The organism is Streptomyces swartbergensis, assembly GCF_002148965.1.
GTDB classification, from domain to species: domain Bacteria; phylum Actinomycetota; class Actinomycetes; order Streptomycetales; family Streptomycetaceae; genus Streptomyces; species Streptomyces swartbergensis.
The window spans coordinates 1-15466 of sequence record NZ_NGFN01000206.1 but is presented as its reverse complement, the minus strand read 5'-3'; the positions used below and the strand labels follow the sequence as shown (position 1 = coordinate 15466).

Annotated in this window: 10 protein-coding genes and 1 pseudogene; 8 read left to right on the top strand and 3 right to left on the bottom strand. The window is 71.5% G+C overall.

The window, feature by feature from the left end; all coding sequences use genetic code 11:
• The first annotated feature begins 293 nt into the window (after positions 1-293).
• From CA983_RS27760 to CA983_RS27750, 3 genes are all read left to right on the top strand, one after another.
• On the top strand, positions 294-1403 hold the full coding sequence (locus tag CA983_RS27760; protein WP_086603571.1) for an NAD(P)H-dependent flavin oxidoreductase: 1110 nt from the start codon (positions 294-296) through the stop codon (positions 1401-1403).
• Positions 1400-2953 (top strand): acyl-CoA synthetase, encoded by a 1554-nt coding sequence (locus tag CA983_RS27755; RefSeq protein WP_086603570.1) that lies wholly within the window; start codon positions 1400-1402, stop codon positions 2951-2953. The genes CA983_RS27760 and CA983_RS27755 overlap by 4 nt, the downstream gene beginning before the upstream one ends.
• Before the next feature lie 113 nt (positions 2954-3066).
• Complete coding sequence (locus CA983_RS27750) at positions 3067-4323, top strand: DUF418 domain-containing protein (protein ID WP_086603569.1); 1257 nt, start codon at positions 3067-3069, stop codon at positions 4321-4323.
• 46 nt (positions 4324-4369) lie between these two features.
• Here the strand turns inward: CA983_RS27750 and CA983_RS27745 are convergent, their stop codons facing one another.
• On the bottom strand, positions 4370-6808 hold the full coding sequence (locus CA983_RS27745) for a penicillin acylase family protein (protein ID WP_086603575.1): 2439 nt from the start codon (positions 6806-6808) through the stop codon (positions 4370-4372).
• Positions 6809-6963: 155 nt separating this feature from the next.
• Between CA983_RS27745 and CA983_RS27740 the strand changes: the two genes are divergently transcribed.
• The 3 genes from CA983_RS27740 to CA983_RS27730 all read left to right on the top strand — a co-directional run bounded on the left by CA983_RS27740 (position 6964) and on the right by CA983_RS27730 (position 10175).
• Positions 6964-8490, top strand: a complete 1527-nt coding sequence (locus CA983_RS27740) for an acyl-CoA synthetase (RefSeq protein WP_086603568.1) — start codon at positions 6964-6966, stop codon at positions 8488-8490.
• A 66-nt stretch (positions 8491-8556) separates the two neighbouring features.
• Complete coding sequence (locus CA983_RS27735) at positions 8557-9399, top strand: alpha/beta fold hydrolase (protein ID WP_086603572.1); 843 nt, start codon at positions 8557-8559, stop codon at positions 9397-9399.
• Positions 9400-9461: 62 nt separating this feature from the next.
• On the top strand, positions 9462-10175 hold the full coding sequence (locus CA983_RS27730) for an alpha/beta fold hydrolase (RefSeq protein WP_086603573.1): 714 nt from the start codon (positions 9462-9464) through the stop codon (positions 10173-10175).
• Here the strand turns inward: CA983_RS27730 and CA983_RS27725 are convergent.
• Both CA983_RS27725 and CA983_RS27720 read right to left on the bottom strand, forming a co-directional pair.
• Positions 10147-12366 (bottom strand): LTA synthase family protein, encoded by a 2220-nt coding sequence (locus CA983_RS27725; protein WP_341866694.1) that lies wholly within the window; start codon positions 12364-12366, stop codon positions 10147-10149. The genes CA983_RS27730 and CA983_RS27725 overlap by 29 nt on opposite strands.
• A gap of 213 nt (positions 12367-12579) precedes the next feature.
• Positions 12580-14199 carry an acyl-CoA synthetase gene (locus CA983_RS27720; RefSeq protein ID WP_086603567.1) on the bottom strand — a complete coding sequence of 540 codons (1620 nt, stop codon included), beginning with the start codon at positions 14197-14199 and terminating at the stop codon, positions 12580-12582.
• Positions 14200-14375: 176 nt separating this feature from the next.
• On the opposite strand from CA983_RS27720, the gene CA983_RS27715 reads away from it, so the two are divergent.
• Positions 14376-15176: a crotonase/enoyl-CoA hydratase family protein gene (locus CA983_RS27715; protein ID WP_086603566.1), complete on the top strand. Its 801-nt coding sequence runs from the start codon at positions 14376-14378 to the stop codon at positions 15174-15176.
• A gap of 56 nt (positions 15177-15232) precedes the next feature.
• Positions 15233-15466 (top strand): annotated as a pseudogene (locus tag CA983_RS27710) (DNA-binding protein); the annotation flags it as partial.

The window sequence follows — 15466 nt, the reverse complement described above, 5'->3', positions numbered from 1 at the left end:
GAGCAGCCCGGCACGGGCGGCGGAGCCGTGCCGCAGGGTGGGGCGCCCCGTGACCGGGGCGGCCTCGGCGGGTAAGGGGGCGAGGGCCAGGGCGCCACCCAGGACCAGGGCACGCCTGCGCGTCAGCCCGCCGTTCGTCGTCGCTCTGTCTGCCGTGCCTTCGGTCACCGCGCATCCTCCCGTCGAACCGCCCTGGACGTCCCGGACAGTATGTCCCCGGGCACCAGCCATAAATCTGACGGTGTATCAGGAAACCCCTTCCGTCCTCCGGAGGAGTCCGGCATCCTGCGCCCATGCAGACGGAGCTGAGCCAGAAACTGGGAATCGAGCACGCCGTCTTCGGCTTCACGCCGTTCCCGGCTGTCGCCGCGGCCATCAGCCGGGCCGGCGGCTTCGGCGTGCTCGGCGCGGTCCGTTACACCGCCCCCGACGAGCTCAAACGCGACCTGGACTGGATCGAGGCACACGTGGACGGCCGGCCGTACGGCCTGGACGTCGTGATGCCGGCGAAGAAGGTCGAGGGCGTCACAGAGGCGGATATCGAGGCGATGATCCCCGAGGGCCACCGGCAGTTCGTCCGGGACACCCTCGCCAAACACGGCGTGCCCGAACTCGCCGAGGGCGAGGCATCCGGCTGGCGCATCACCGGCTGGATGGAGCAGGTCGCCCGCACCCAGCTCGACGTCGCCTTCGACTACCCGATCCGGCTCCTCGCCAACGCCCTCGGCTCCCCACCCGCCGACGTCGTGGCCCGCGCCCACGACCAGGACGTCCTCGTCGCCGCTCTCGCGGGCAGCGCCCGGCACGCGCTCAAGCACAAAGAGGCCGGTATCGACATCGTGGTGGCGCAGGGCTACGAGGCCGGCGGCCACACCGGCGAGATCGCCTCCATGGTGCTCACCCCCGAGGTCGTCGACGCCGTCGCCCCGCTGCCCGTGCTGGCCGCCGGCGGCATCGGCAGCGGCCGGCAGGTGGCTGCCGCACTCGCCCTCGGCGCTCAAGGCGTGTGGCTGGGCTCCCTATGGCTGACCACCACGGAAGCGGACCTCCACTCGCCCGCCCTCACCCGCAAGCTGCTCGCGGCCGGCTCCGGCGACACCGTCCGCTCCCGCGCGCTCACCGGCAAGCCGGCACGCCAGTTGCGCACCGAGTGGACCGACGCCTGGGAGGACCCGGACGGCCCGGGCACACTGCCCATGCCGTTGCAGGGCCTGCTGGTCGCCGAGGCCGTCTCCCGTATCCAGAAGTACGAGGTGGAACCGCTGCTCGGCACGCCCGTCGGGCAGATCGTCGGCCGGATGAACAGCGAACGCAGCGTCCAGGCCGTCTTCGACGACCTCACCCGCGGCTTCGAACAGGCCGTGGACCGCGTCAACCGCATCGCCGGAAGGAGCGGCCAGTGACCAGCAACGCTCCCGCGGGCTTCTGGGCCCAGGCCACCGCCGACCCCGACCGCGCGGTCCTGGTCGCCCCCGACGGCGAGGAGTGGACCGCCGGACGCCTGCACTCCGCCGCCAACCGGCTCGTCCACGGCCTGCGCGCGGCCGGGCTGGAACGCGGCGACACCTTCGCGGTGGTCCTGCCCAACGGCGTCGAGTTCCTCACCGCGTACCTCGCCGCCAGCCAGGCCGGGTTCTACCTCGTCCCCGTCAACCACCACCTGGTCGGACCGGAGATCGCGTGGATCGTCTCCGACTCCGGGGCCAAGGTCCTCCTCGCCCACGAGCGCTACGAGGAAGCGGCCCGCCACGCCGCCGACGAGGCGGGCCTCCCAGCCACCCACCGGTACGCCGTCGGCCCGGTCGAGGGCTTCCGCCCGTACGCCGAACTGCTCGACGGCCGGCCCGAGTCGGCACCCGCCGACCGCACCCTCGGCTGGGTCATGAACTACACCTCCGGCACCACAGGCCGCCCGCGCGGCATCCGCCGCCCGCTCCCCGGCAAACCGCCCGAGGAGGCCTACCTCGGCGGCTTCCTCGGCATCTTCGGCATCCGGCCGTTCGACGACAACGTGCACCTGGTGTGCTCGCCGCTCTACCACACGGCCGTTCTGCAGTTCGCGGGCGCGTCCCTGCACATCGGCCACCGGCTGGTCCTGATGGACAAGTGGACACCCGAGGAGATGCTCCGCCTCATCGACCGCCACCGCTGCACCCACACCCATATGGTCCCCACCCAGTTCCACCGCCTGCTGGCCCTGCCCGACGAGGTGAAGGACCGCTACGACGTCTCCTCCATGCGGCACGCCATCCACGGCGCCGCCCCCTGCCCCGACCACGTGAAACGGGCCATGCTCGACTGGTGGGGCCCCTGCGTGGAGGAGTACTACGCGGCCAGCGAGGGCGGCGGCGCCTTCGCCACCGCCGAGGACTGGCTGAAGAAACCCGGCACCGTCGGCAAGGCCTGGCCCATCAGCGAACTCGCGATCTTCGACGACCACGGCAACCGGCTGCCGCCGGGCGAACTCGGCACCGTCTACATGAAGATGAACACCGGCGGCTTCTCCTACCACAAGGACGAGGCCAAGACCCGCAAGAACCGCATCGGCGACTTCTTCACCGTCGGCGACCTCGGCCACCTCGACGAGGACGGCTACCTCTTCCTGCGCGACCGCAAGATCGACCTGATCATCTCCGGCGGCGTCAACATCTACCCGGCCGAGATCGAGTCGGCCCTGCTCGCCCACCCCGCCGTCGCGGACGCCGCCGTCTTCGGCATCCCGCACGACGACTGGGGCGAGGAGGTCAAGGCCGTCGTCGAACCGGCCCCCGGACACCGGCCCGGGCCCGCCCTCGCGGCCGACCTCCTCGACCACTGCGCCCACCTGCTCGCCGGCTACAAGCGGCCCAGGAGCGTCGACTTCATCACCGAGATGCCCCGCGACCCCAACGGCAAGCTGTACAAGCGGCGGCTGCGGGAGCCGTACTGGGAGGGCCGGACCCGGCCGGTGTGAGGCGGCGGCGCCTCTTTGGTCGCGGGGGCGGGCACGGGCGTCATCCTTTGGTCGGTGCCCGCTCGCCCTCCGGCCGATGTCCGGCCGGGGCCCCGCCTTCCTAGCGTGAGGCCATGACGATCGCGACCGAAGAGGGACCGCTGCGGCGTGGGGGCGTACGGCCGGGCGAACGGGCACTCGCCCCCGATCTCGCCCGCGGGATCATGCTGCTGGGCATCGTGCTGTCCAACACGGCCTTCCATCTGTGGACGGCCCGGCGCGGGCCCTCCGGATGGCAGCCCGTGGACGGCTCGTGGCTGGACCACGCCGTGCAGTTCACCATGATCATGGTGCTCGACCTGCGGATCTACCCGCTCTTCGCCTTCCTCTTCGGCTACGGCATGATGCAGCTCTACCTCCGGCAGACCGCCGCCGGCACCGACGGGCGCGACGCCGCGAAACTCCTGCGCAGGCGCAGCCTCTGGCTGATCGCCATCGGCCTGATCCACGCCACCCTGCTGATGTCCGGGGACATCATCGGCTTCTACGGAGTCCTGAGTCTCGTCCTGGGCCTGGCCTTCCTGCGGCGCGGGGAACGCGCCCTGACGTGGTGGATCTGGATCGGAGTCGCCCTGATGGTGCTCGTCACGGCCGGGCCCGTCATCGCCGCGCTGCTCCAGGGCGAGCTGGGCACGCTGGGCGACGCCGACGCCGACGCGGGCTTCAAGGCGTACGCGCCCGACGAGGAGAACTGGCTCACGGCGGCGGGCACCCGGCTGGAGACCGGCCTGTTCGTCACCTTCGCCGCCGCCCCGCTGACCCTCGTCGGCGGCGGGTACATCCTCTTCCTGCTCGGCTTCCGGGCCGCGCGCCGCCGCATCCTGGAGGAACCGGGCCGCCACCGCACGCTGCTGCGCCGGACGGCGGTCATCGGCATCGCGGCCGGCTGGCTCGGCGCGCTGCCCGCCGCTCTCGCCCACATCGGCGTCCTGCGCGTGCCGGACGACATGCAGAGCGAATCCGGGGCGCTCACGGCCCTCCGAGACATCACCGGCAACGCCGCGGGCCTCGGCTATGTCGCCGCCGTCGCCCTCTTCGCACACTGGTGGACCACCCGCAAGCCCCGCCGCGGCACGACGGCCGTGACGGCGGTGGCCTCCGTCGGCAAACGGTCCCTGTCCTGCTACCTCGCCCACTCACTGCTCTTCGCCCCGGTGCTGGCCGCCTGGGGACTCGGCCTCGGCGCGCACCTCGGCAGCACGACCATGGCGCTCTTCGCGTTCACCGTCTGGCTGGTCACCGTGGCCGGGGCGTACGCCCTGGAACGAGCCGGCCGCCGGGGCCCCGCCGAAGCGGTGCTGCGCCGGCTGATGTACGGGTCCCGGGCGTGACAAGGGGGTGCCGCGCCCCGCCGGGAGCGGCACCCCGTCAGTACCGTCAACGGCGCTCGTGCACCCGGACGACATCCAGCTTCGGCGAGGACAGGATGTCCTTCTCGCAGAAGCGCGACGTCACCCACTTCTCATCGGAGAACAGCCGGGTCTGGTCGGCGTAGTGCGGCGACTTCGGGTTCGACGACTGGGAGTACGTCAGCAGGGTGCGGGCCACCGGGCAGCGGCTGCCGTCCCAGCCCACCGCCTGGAGGTGACTGCTGCCGAACGGCACCTCCGTGTAACCGCCCCCGGCCGCGCTCCACGTCGGCTCCAGCACGTTCCACACGCCGAGCCGCCCCGAGCCGCCGGGCACCGGAAGGCGCTCACCGCCGCGGACGACGAACTGGTGCGCGCCGAGCGGCGCGTCGAGCGCGATGCCCGCCGCGCGCAGTTCCGCCACCGCGTCGGCGAGGGCGACGGAGAAGCCGGGCGCGTTAGTGTTCAGCGTGTTCGGCGTACGCACCGGGTCCGCCGCCGAGAACGGCACCTTCCACAACTCGGCTGCCGGCACCGCCTGTTCCAGCTTCCGCCAGAACCGGTCGAACAGCAGCGCGCCCCGGCTGCCGGTGTCCATGGTGCGGTCCCACGCCGTCAGCACCCCACAGGCCTCCGACACGTCGACGGCCTTGCCGTCGCTGCCCGCCACCGTGCCGCCGGGYAGCGCGGCGCACGCCCGTGCCACGTCCGACGCGGCGAGATCACCCGCGGGCACCCGGTTGGCGAACTGCTGCCGTTGCAGGTCGCGTACGGTCAGGCGGCCCCGGTCCGCCATCGCCGCCACGTCCTCGATCCCGCCGCGCGTGCGCAGGCCGAGCTCCGTCCTCACCGTGCCGAAGACCCGCTCGTATCCGCTGATCGGCCGGTCGGCGTTGGTCATCCACGCGGTGCCGTTGGAGTTCTCCACGTACGGCGCGTCCTGGAGCGTCGGCATCCGCGCCGGCCCGAAGATGCCCGGCGCCACCGCGTCGGGATCGCTGCCGAGGGCACAGTCACCGCGCGAGCCGTCGAGGATCGCGATGCCGGACGACGGATACGTGGTCCTGCCCAGCGCCGTCGAGCAGCGCTGCGCCAACTCGTCGGTGATGCGCGGAAGTACCTGGGACTGGGTGAAGAGGGAATGCCCCGCGCGGTCGGCGGCGATCGTGTTCACCCAGGGCAGGCCCTGGTTCCGGGCGAGGGACGCGAGGACGTCGTCCGTGCTCCGCGCCTTGCCGAAGCCGAGCGAGGTGTCGGCGAAGCGGAGGTTCGCGGCGTTCGGGTCGTGCAGGGCGTAGGCCGTCGTATCCGTCCACGGCAGCGGGACCTGGGAGTTCAGGGAGGTGACGACAGGGCCGTACCGGGTCCACCACTGGGTGCGGGTCACCGGCGCTCCGTCCTTCACCGCGACCGTCACCGTCCGCTTCTTCATACGCTCCGGCTCGCCGTCCACGAGGTATGTCGTGGGATCGGCCGGATCCAGCGTCAGCTGGTGGAAGTTGGCCGGAATGCCGGTCGAGACGGTGTGGCTCCACGCCACATGCGCGTTGAAGCCGATGGAGACCGCCGGGGTGCCGAGCAGAGAGCCACCGGAGACGTTCAGCTCACCGGGGATCGTCTGCTGCGACTGCCAGAACCGGCGCCCGCCCTGCCACGGGTAGTGCGGGTTGCCCAGCAGCAGACCGCTGCCGCTCGCCGTGGTGTCGCCGCGGAAGGCGACCGCGTTGGAGCCCATGCCGGGGTCGCCCCACAGCTCGTCGACCGCCTTCGCCACGGCCTTCGCGTCCGGCGTGCGGGCGGCGGGCCGGGAGGACGGGGCGCCGGATGCGGTGCCGGCTCCGGCCGGGGGCTGCGCGGTCGTGATCGTCTCCACGAAGCGCCCCTCGCCGGAGATCGAGGCGATGGCGAGGCCACGGGCCGCCACGTCGAGTTCGGTGACCGGACGGACCCAGGAGGCGTCCGCGCAGGCGGGATCCGTGATCTTCTTCTGTTTCAGCCAGGCGTTGTAACCGGCCGCCCAGCCGCGCATCATGTCCCGGACCTCACGGCTCGGGCCCACGGGCGCGGGCTCGGCGAGCACCTTCTCCACCGTGCGGGTCTCACGGACCCCGCGGAAGTACAGGTCACTGGCGAGATTCGTCCTGGCCCCGGAGAGGGCGCCGCCGGCGGCCGCGCTTGCGCCGAAGTACCGGGAGCGCTCACCCCGCAGGGTCACGAACCCGTCGGCGAGCGTGCAGACCTCGTCGGACGCCTGCGCCCAGCCCGTACCGAAGCCCAGGTCGGCGTAGTTCTTCGCGAGGATGTGAGGAATGCCGTACTCGGTGTAGCGGATGACGGCGGACAGGCCGTCGCGTGACGGGTGCTGCTCCGCTCGTCCCTGGCTCGGGGCGGCGGCCGCGGGTAACGCGGACGCGGCCGTGAACAGGGCCGTGGCCCCGAGAACGAGTCGTCTCAGGCGGCTGCGCATCGTGCCCTCCAGCATCATTGAGGGAAAGGAGACTTGAGCGTACGAATGTGCTGCGTGCGCACGTGGGTTCCAAAACACCGGACGCCTTCGGTGGCGGCAGGGTTGAGCCGGTCGGTTCTTGACCTCGCCCGGCGGTGAACCGAGGATCAGGTGTCATGACGACGCCCGGACACGGCAGCACGGTCGATGGAGTCCTGCGGCGCAGCGCCCGGCGGACCCCGGCGCGCGTCGCGGTGGAGTACGGCGACCGCACCTGGACGTACGACGAACTGGACACCGCCGTCTCCCGCGCGGCGAGCGTCCTCCTCGGCCAGGGGCTGTCCCCGGGCGACCGGGTGGGCGCCTACGGCCACAACTCCGACGCCTACCTGATCGCCTTCCTGGCCTGCGCCCGCGCGGGCCTGGTGCACGTACCCGTCAACCAGAACCTGACCGGCGACGACCTCGCCTACATCGTCGGCCAGTCCGGCAGCTCCCTGGTCCTCGCGGATCCGGACCTCACCGGACAACTCCCCGACGGCGTACGGTCGTTGCCCCTGCGCGACGCCGACGACTCACTCCTCGCCCGGCTCACCGAGGCGCCGCCGTACGACGGCCCCGAGCCGCGCACCGAGGGCCTCGTGCAACTGCTGTACACGTCCGGGACGACCGCCCTGCCCAAGGGCGCGATGATGACGCACCGGGCCCTGGTCCACGAGTACCTGAGCGCGATCACCGCCCTCGACCTCAGTGCGGGCGACCGTCCCGTACACGCGCTGCCCCTCTACCACTCGGCGCAGATGCACGTCTTCCTGCTGCCCTACCTCGCGGTCGGCGCGACGAACATCATCCTCGACGCACCCGACGGCGACCGACTCTTCGACCTCGTCGAAGCGGGCCGCGTGGACAGCCTGTTCGCCCCGCCCACCGTCTGGATCGCCCTGTCCAACCGCCCCGACTTCGCCACCCGCGACCTGAGCGGCCTGCGCAAGGCGTACTACGGGGCGTCGATCATGCCGGTCCCCGTACTGGAACGGCTGAAGGAACGCCTGCCGGACCTGGCGTTCTACAACTGCTTCGGGCAGAGCGAGATCGGCCCCCTGGCCACGGTCCTCGCCCCCGGGGAACACAAGGGGCGCATGGACTCCTGCGGCCGTCCGGTGCTGTTCGTCGACGCGCGTGTGGTCGACGAGGACGGCAAGGACGTACCGGACGGCACCCCCGGCGAGATCGTCTACCGCTCTCCGCAACTGTGCGAGGGCTACTGGGACAAGCCCGAGGAGACCGCCGAGGCCTTCCGTGACGGCTGGTTCCGCTCCGGCGACCTCGCCGTACGGGACGCGCACGGCTACTACACGATCGTCGACCGGGTGAAGGACGTCATCAACTCCGGTGGCGTACTGGTCGCTTCACGCCAGGTCGAGGACGCCCTCTACACCCATCCCCAGGTAGCCGAGGCCGCGGTCGTGGGCCTGCCCGACGAACGCTGGATCGAGGCCGTCACAGCGGTCGTCGTCCCACGCGGCGAGGTCACCGAGGCGGAACTCATCGCCCACACCCGCGAGAAGCTCGCCCCCTTCAAGGCGCCGAAGCGGGTGGTGTTCGTGGAGGGACTCCCGCGCAACGCCAGCGGGAAGATCCTCAAGCGCGAGCTCAGGCAGAGCCTCGCAGGCGAGCCCGGACCCGCGGCCTCGGGCGGTTGACGTCGTGGCGCCCCTCCATACGAATCCCGTTGTGCCGAAGACCCCGAGAGCATGATGATCGACACCATGCCGATCTTCAGCGCCCCGGACGGGACCCGGCTCGCCTGCCACGTACGCGGTGCGGGCGAGCCGCTGGTCGTGTTGCCCGGCGGCCCCATGCGCGCTTCCGCGTACCTCGGGAACCTGGGCGGACTGGACGCCCACCGACAACTGGTGTTCCTCGACCTGCGCGGCACAGGACACTCCGCGGCCCCCGAGGACCCGGCGACCTACCGCTGCGACCGGCTCGTCGACGACGTCGAGGCGCTGCGCCGCCACCTGGGCCTGGAACGGATGGACGTGCTCGCGCACTCGGCGGGCGGCAGTCTCGCCGTGCTGTACGCGGCTCGGTATCCCGAACGGCTGGGGCGGCTGGCGCTCATCACCGCCACCCCGTGGGCGCTGGGCCTGCCGGCGACGGCCGAGGACCGGCTGGCGGCGGCCCGGCTGCGCGCGTCGGAACCCTGGTTCGCCGACGCGTTCCCGGCATTCGAGGCCTGGCTGTCCGGCACCGGTGGCTTCGACCCCACGTTCATCCCGTTCTTCTACGGCCGTTGGGACGACGCCGCCCGGGCCCACGCCGACCGGGAGGAGGACGAGACCGACGACGAGGCGGCGGACCGCTACGGGGCGGACGGCGCCTATGACCCGGACGCGACCCGGACCGCGCTCGCCCGCGTCACCGCCCCGGTGCTCGTCCTCGCCGGTGAGGTCGACGGCGGCCCGCGTCCGGGTCTGGCCCGGCGTGCGGCCGAAGTGTTCCCGGCGGCCGAGTTCGCGGTGCAGCCGGGGGCCGGACACTACCCATGGCTGGACGACCCGGAATGGTTCGTACGACGCGTCGCACGCTTCCTGCGCACACCGGACTGAGATCCTCTGCTCTCCGCAGAGCGAGCCCGGTCCGCGCTCGTCACCCCGCTACCGTGCCCGGCATGGACACCGAACCGCGCACCGTACGGGCGAACGGCATCACCCTGGCCTACCGCGTCTGGGGGCCGGAGGACGCGCCGCCCGTCGTACTCCTGCACGCCCGTGGGGCCGACGGCGCCGACTGGGCGGAGGTCGCCCCCGCGCTGGCCGCCGGGCCACGCCGGGTGTACGCACCCGACCTGCGCGGGCACGGCCGCAGCGACTGGCCCGGCGGATACGCCTACGAGGCCATGCGCGACGACGTGCTCGCCTTCCTCGGCGCGCTCGGCATCGCCCGCGCCGACGTCGTGGGCCACTCGCTCGGCGGTGCCGTCGCCTGTCTGCTCGCCCAGCACAGCCCGCGGCTCGTACGGCGGCTCGTTCTGGAGGACGTACCCGCGCCCTTCCCGCTGGACCCGCCACGCCCTCCCGCCGAACGGCCTGACGGAGACCTGCCGTACGACTGGGCGATGATCCTCGCCACCGACGAGCAGCGCAACGCCCCGGATCCCATGTGGTGGGACCACATGGGGCGGATCACCATGCCCACGCTGCTGATCGGTGGCGGGCCGACGAGCCTGATCCCCCAGGAGCAGATCGCCGCTCTCGCCGAGGTGCTTCCCGATGCCCGGCGCGTCACCCTCGACGCCGGGCATCTCGTGCACGAGGCACGGCCCGAGGAGTTCCTCGCGGCCGTGGGGGAGTTCCTCAGCCCTGCGGACCGTACGCCGTCATGAAACGGTCGCGGAACTTGTCCATGCCCCACCGGGGCGCGTCCGGGGCCGGCTTGAGGCCGTCGGTCCAGCCCCAGTCGGCGACCCGGTCCAGCACCTTCTTGTCGCGGGCGACGATCGTGATCGGAACGTCCTTGCCGGTGTCCCCGGCGGTGACCGTCGGCACCGGCTGGTGGTCGCCCAGGAAGACCAGCACCGTGTCCTCGTCGCCGTAGCGTTCGACCCACTCGGTCAGGCTGCGGATCGAGTACTCGATGGCCCGCCGGTACTCGGTGCGCACCTTCTCCGGGTCCTTCCAGACCTCCGTGGGGTCGGTGCCCTCCTTCTTGATCCGGTGGAACACCGAACCGTCGCCGAGGTCCTCCCAGTCGATCATCCGGGCGATGGGCGACCAGGGGTTGTGGCTGGAGGCCAGGATGATCTCCGCCATGATCGGCTCGCGGTCCTTCTTGCCGTGCTCCAGGCGCTGGAAGGCCTCCATGCTGAACTGGTCGGGCACGGGCGTCCAGCTGAAGTACGGGCCGTGGTAGCCGAGGTGCTCGGAGTCGTAGATGTGGTCCAGGCCGAAGTACTTGCCCTCCGGCCAGGCCCGGCGCACACCGGGGACGATGCCGACGGTCCGCCAGGCGCCGGTCTTGCGGAAGTAGTTGGTCAGTGTCATGCGGTCGCTGGTGGTCAGGCTGCGGTACCGCTGCTGGTTCTTGATCCACAGACCGGACAGGAAGGTCGAGTGGGCGAGCCAGCTGCCCGCGCCCGTCACCGGCGACTGCAACCATCCGCTGCGCGACTCGAACCCGGCCGTCTTGAGCGAAGCGGTGCCCTCCTTCAGCACCGCGTCGGTCTGCTTCGCCATCGCCGGGTCGTCGATCGCGACCCGGCCGTAGCTCTCGATGAAGGTGAACAGGACGTCCTTGCCGCGCAGACCCGTGAGCAACTGGTCCGGCGGCGTCTTCGCGAAGGCGTCCACGGCGGCCTGCTTCTCGAAGACCCGCGCGTCCTTCAGACCCGCCCGCACCTGCTCCACCCGGTTGCCGATGAACTCCGCGTTGCCCTTGGTGGCGATCGGCACGGTGCCGATCTGCACGCCCAGAGTCATACAGGTGATCCACGCCGTGCCGAGGATCAGCGTCGTACGGGCGGCGACGGGACGGTGCCGGACCATCAGGTTCGTCAGCCGCACCACGGCGAGGGTCGTGAGCACCAGCACCGCGACGAACAGCACGATCACGCCGATCACGGCCAGCACCTGCCCGCTACGGCCGAACGTCTCCCTCAGGAAGTCCGTGGCGTGCTCGATGAGAATCCAGTCCAGGACCAGGTCGAAGGGCCGGGCCAGCACCTGGTAGAAGCCCATGTCGACGAACTTCAGGACCGTGACCAGCCCGAGGAACACGCCCGAGACGACCGCCATGATCCGCCGGGGCCTCGGCGGCAGCGCGAGCAGCAGTCCCGCGAGCAGCACGCCCTCGGCGGGGATACGGACGAACGAGGCGAACTCGATCCGCTCGATCCGGTTCGGCAGGAGCAGCGCGAACACGACGAGCGCACCGGCCAGTACGGTCGTCCCCACACTGACGCCGCGCGCCGCACGGGGATGGCGACGCCGCCATCCGAACCAGCCGGGCGTCGTCGCGTCCGACGCCACAGCCGGCCCATCGCCGGCGTGCGTTTCCTGCCCGCAGGCGCCGTCCCCTTCTTCTCGGGCGACAGGTGCGTGGTCGGGCTGCGTCGGGGCGGTGCCGCTGTCCGACTCTGCCGAGGCTGTGTCGCCGTCCGTGTCCGTCGGGGTGGTGTCGCTGTCTGGTTCTGTCGTGCCGGCGTCGCCGTCCCGGCCTGCCGCGGCTGTACCGCTGTCCGGCTCCGCCGTGGGGGCGTCGCCGTCCCGGCCTGCCGTGTCCGCGTCCCGCTCCGACTCCGCCGCGGCCGTGCCGCTGTCGGAATCCGCCGCCGCTGTGCCACCAGCCGGTCCCGCCGGGGCCATACGGTTGTCCATGCCCGCCGGGGCCGCGCTGCCGTTCGCTTCCGTCGTGTCGGCGTCGCCTCCTGGGCCTGAGGCGCTGGCGTTCCCCGCCAGTGCCGCCGGGTCCGCGTCGCTGTCCCGTTCCGCCGTGCCCGCGCCCCTGCCCGACTCCGCCGCAGCCATGTCGCCGTCGGAATCCACCGCAGTCGTACCACCGTCGGAATCCACTGCCACCGTGCCACCGTCCGGCCCCGCCGCGCCGGTGTCGTCATCCGGTTCCGCCCCGCTCCCGGTCGTGCCCGATTGCTGTTGGGAGCGAGTGAAGAGCGACACCCGGTGGTCCTTCCGTGCGGTCTTGCTGGGCATGGCAAACAGAGCTCGGTGACCGAGCCTGCCACCACCAGTACGTCCGCACGTCACCTTAGGTTCAATCGACCGGCCGGAGAATCACCCGTCCGCCGCCACGGCCACCTGCCGCGCCCAGCGATAGTCCGCCTTGCCGCTCGGCGACCGCTGGACCGACTCCGTGATCACCAACTGGCGCGGAATCTTGTAGCCGGCGAGCCGGTCACGGCAGTGTGTCTGGATGTCCTCCAGCGACGGCCGTGCCGCCCCCTCCCGCAACTGCACCACGGCCGCCACGTGGTGGCCCCACTGGGGGTCCGGCACCCCGGCCACCAGCGCGTCGTAGACGTCCGGGTGGGACTTGAGGGCCTGTTCGACCTCCTCCGGGTACACCTTCTCGCCGCCGGTGTTGATGCACTGCGAGCCACGGCCGAGCACCGTGACCACACCCTCCTCGTCGACGGTGGCCATGTCGCCCAGCAGGACCCACCGCTCACCGTCCTTCTCGAAGAAGGTCGCGGCGGTCTTTGCAGGGTCGTTGTAGTAGCCGAGCGGCACATGTCCGCACTGGGCGACCCGGCCGACCGCGCCGGCCGCCACCGGTTCGTACGTGGCCGGGTCCACCACCTGCGTACGGGCGTTGACCCGCACCCGGAAGCCCCGCTCGGGCCCCGAGTCCTCGGTCGCCGTCCCGTTGAAACCGGACTCCGACGAGCCGAAGTTGTTCAGCAGCATGGCATTCGGCACCAGCTCCTGGAACTGCCGGCGCACCGTGTCCGACATGATCGCGCCGGACGACGACACGCTGAACAGTGAGGAGCGGTCGATGTCCCGCAGCGGACCGCTCAGCGCGTCGATCAGCGGCCGCAGCATCGCGTCCCCCACCAGCGAGATGCTGCTGACCTTCTCCTTCTCCACGGTCCGCAGCACCTCCTCGGGCACGAACTTGCGGTGGATCACGACCCGTTGCCCGAAGTTGAAGCCGATGAACGCCGTGAGGGTCGAGGTGCCGTGCATCAACGGGGCCGTGGGAAAGAAGGTGATCCCCGCGCCACCGGCCGCGACCCGCTCGGCCAGCTCCTCCGGCTTCTTCACCGGCTCACCGGTCGGCGCGCCCCCGCCGAGCCCCGCGAAGAACAGGTCCTCCTGCCGCCACATCACACCCTTGGGCATCCCGGTCGTACCGCCGGTGTAGATGATGAACTGGTCATCGCCCGAGCGCGCCGGGAAGCCGCGCTCGGGCGACCCCGCGGCCTCCACCTGGGCGAACTCCACACACGGCATCGCGGCGGCCCCCGGTGCCGGCGCACCCACCCGGACCAGATACCGCAGCCTCTCCGCCCGCGGTCGCGCAGCCGCCACCCGGTCCGTGAACTCCGCGTCGAAGACCAGCCCCACCAGATCCGCGTCCCGGTAGAGGTACACCAGCTCCTCTGCCACATACCGGTAGTTGACGTTGACCGGGACGATCCGCGCCTTCAGGCAGCCCAGCACCGTCTGGAGGTACTCCACGCCGTTGTAGAGGTGGAGCCCGAGGTGCTCGCCGGGGCGTATCCCGCTGTCGAGCAGATGGTGGCCGACGCGGTTGGCCGCAGCGTCCAGCTCCGCGTACGTCAGGCGGCGCTCCGCGCCCGTGCCCGGATGGTCGACGTAGACGAGGGCCTCACGGTCGGGAACCACGTCGACGACCGACTCGAACAGGTCGGCAAGGTTGTACTCCACCGTTCCTCCTGACCCCGGGACGTGCCTGGCATCGGACGGTTCGCCGGTCATCAGAGCAAAGGGCGGTCCAACTGTGAAGGGCTCGCGCGAAGAAATCTGACTGTCTGTCAGAAAACCCTTGAAGTGCCTCCCGCCCTACTGCAACCTGTTCTCGTTCCACGAGAGGGGAGTTGGCCATGGGTGGGACGGAACACCTCACCGTGCGGCGCGAAGGCGCCACACTGGTGCTCACGCTCAACAGGCCCGAAGCCAGGAACGCGCTCTCGCTGCCGATGCTCGTCGGCCTGTACGACGGCTGGCTGGAGGCCGACGCGGACGACTCGATCCGCTCGATCGTGTTCACCGGCGCGGGCGGCTCGTTCTGCTCGGGCATGGACCTCAAGGCCCTCGCCGGCAACGGCATGGCCGGCGAGGAGTACCGCGACCGGCTCAAGGCCGACCCCGACCTGCACTGGAAAGCGATGCTGCGCCACCACCGCCCGCGCAAGCCGGTGATCGCGGCCGTCGAGGGGTACTGCGTCGCGGGCGGCACCGAGATGCTCCAGGGCACCGACATCCGCGTCGCCGGCGAGTCCGCGACCTTCGGCCTGTTCGAGGTGAAGCGCGGTCTGTTCCCCATCGGCGGCTCCACGGTCCGGCTGCAGCGCCAGATCCCGCGCACCCACGCCCTGGAGATGCTCCTCACCGGCCGCCCCTACAGCGCCCGCGAGGCCGCCGCCATCGGCCTGATCGGACACGTCGTCCCCGACGGCACCGCGCTCGCGAAGGCACTGGAGATCGCCGAACAGATCAACTCCTGCGGCCCGCTGGCCGTCGAGGCCGTCAAGGCCTCCGTCTACGAGACCGCCGAGATGACCGAGTCCGACGGCCTCGCCGTCGAACTCACCCGGGGCTGGCCGGTCTTCGACACCGCCGACGCCAAGGAGGGCGCCCGCGCCTTCGCGGAGAAACGACCGCCCGTCTACAAGCGCGCCTGAGCCGGGGAGATGGCTCAGGGCCACCGCACCCGTCCCCTCCCGAAGGAGCCCTCCGGATGCCCGAAGTCCTCAAAGCCCCCCTCGTCGTCGAGTTTCCCTTCACCCGCTCCCTCGGCCCCGTCCAGAGCGCCTTCCTGACCGGCCTTCGCGAGCGCGTCGTCCTCGGCGTGCGCACCGCCGACGGCCGCACCCTCGTCCCGCCCGTCGAGTACGACCCCGTCACGGCCGAGGAGATCCGCGACCTGGTCGAGGTCGCCCTCACCGGCACGGTCACCACCTGGGCCTGGAAC

Excerpts from the sequence above, each read along its gene's own strand:
- CA983_RS27730 (WP_086603573.1), top strand. The coding sequence starts at position 9,462 with ATGGACACCGAACCGCGCACCGTACGGGCGAACGGCATCACCCTGGCC.
- CA983_RS27715 (WP_086603566.1), top strand. The coding sequence starts at position 14,376 with ATGGGTGGGACGGAACACCTCACCGTGCGGCGCGAAGGCGCCACACTG.
- CA983_RS27740 (WP_086603568.1), top strand. The coding sequence starts at position 6,964 with ATGACGACGCCCGGACACGGCAGCACGGTCGATGGAGTCCTGCGGCGC.
- CA983_RS27760 (WP_086603571.1), top strand. The coding sequence starts at position 294 with ATGCAGACGGAGCTGAGCCAGAAACTGGGAATCGAGCACGCCGTCTTC.
- CA983_RS27750 (WP_086603569.1), top strand. The coding sequence starts at position 3,067 with ATGACGATCGCGACCGAAGAGGGACCGCTGCGGCGTGGGGGCGTACGG.
- CA983_RS27735 (WP_086603572.1), top strand. The coding sequence starts at position 8,557 with ATGCCGATCTTCAGCGCCCCGGACGGGACCCGGCTCGCCTGCCACGTA.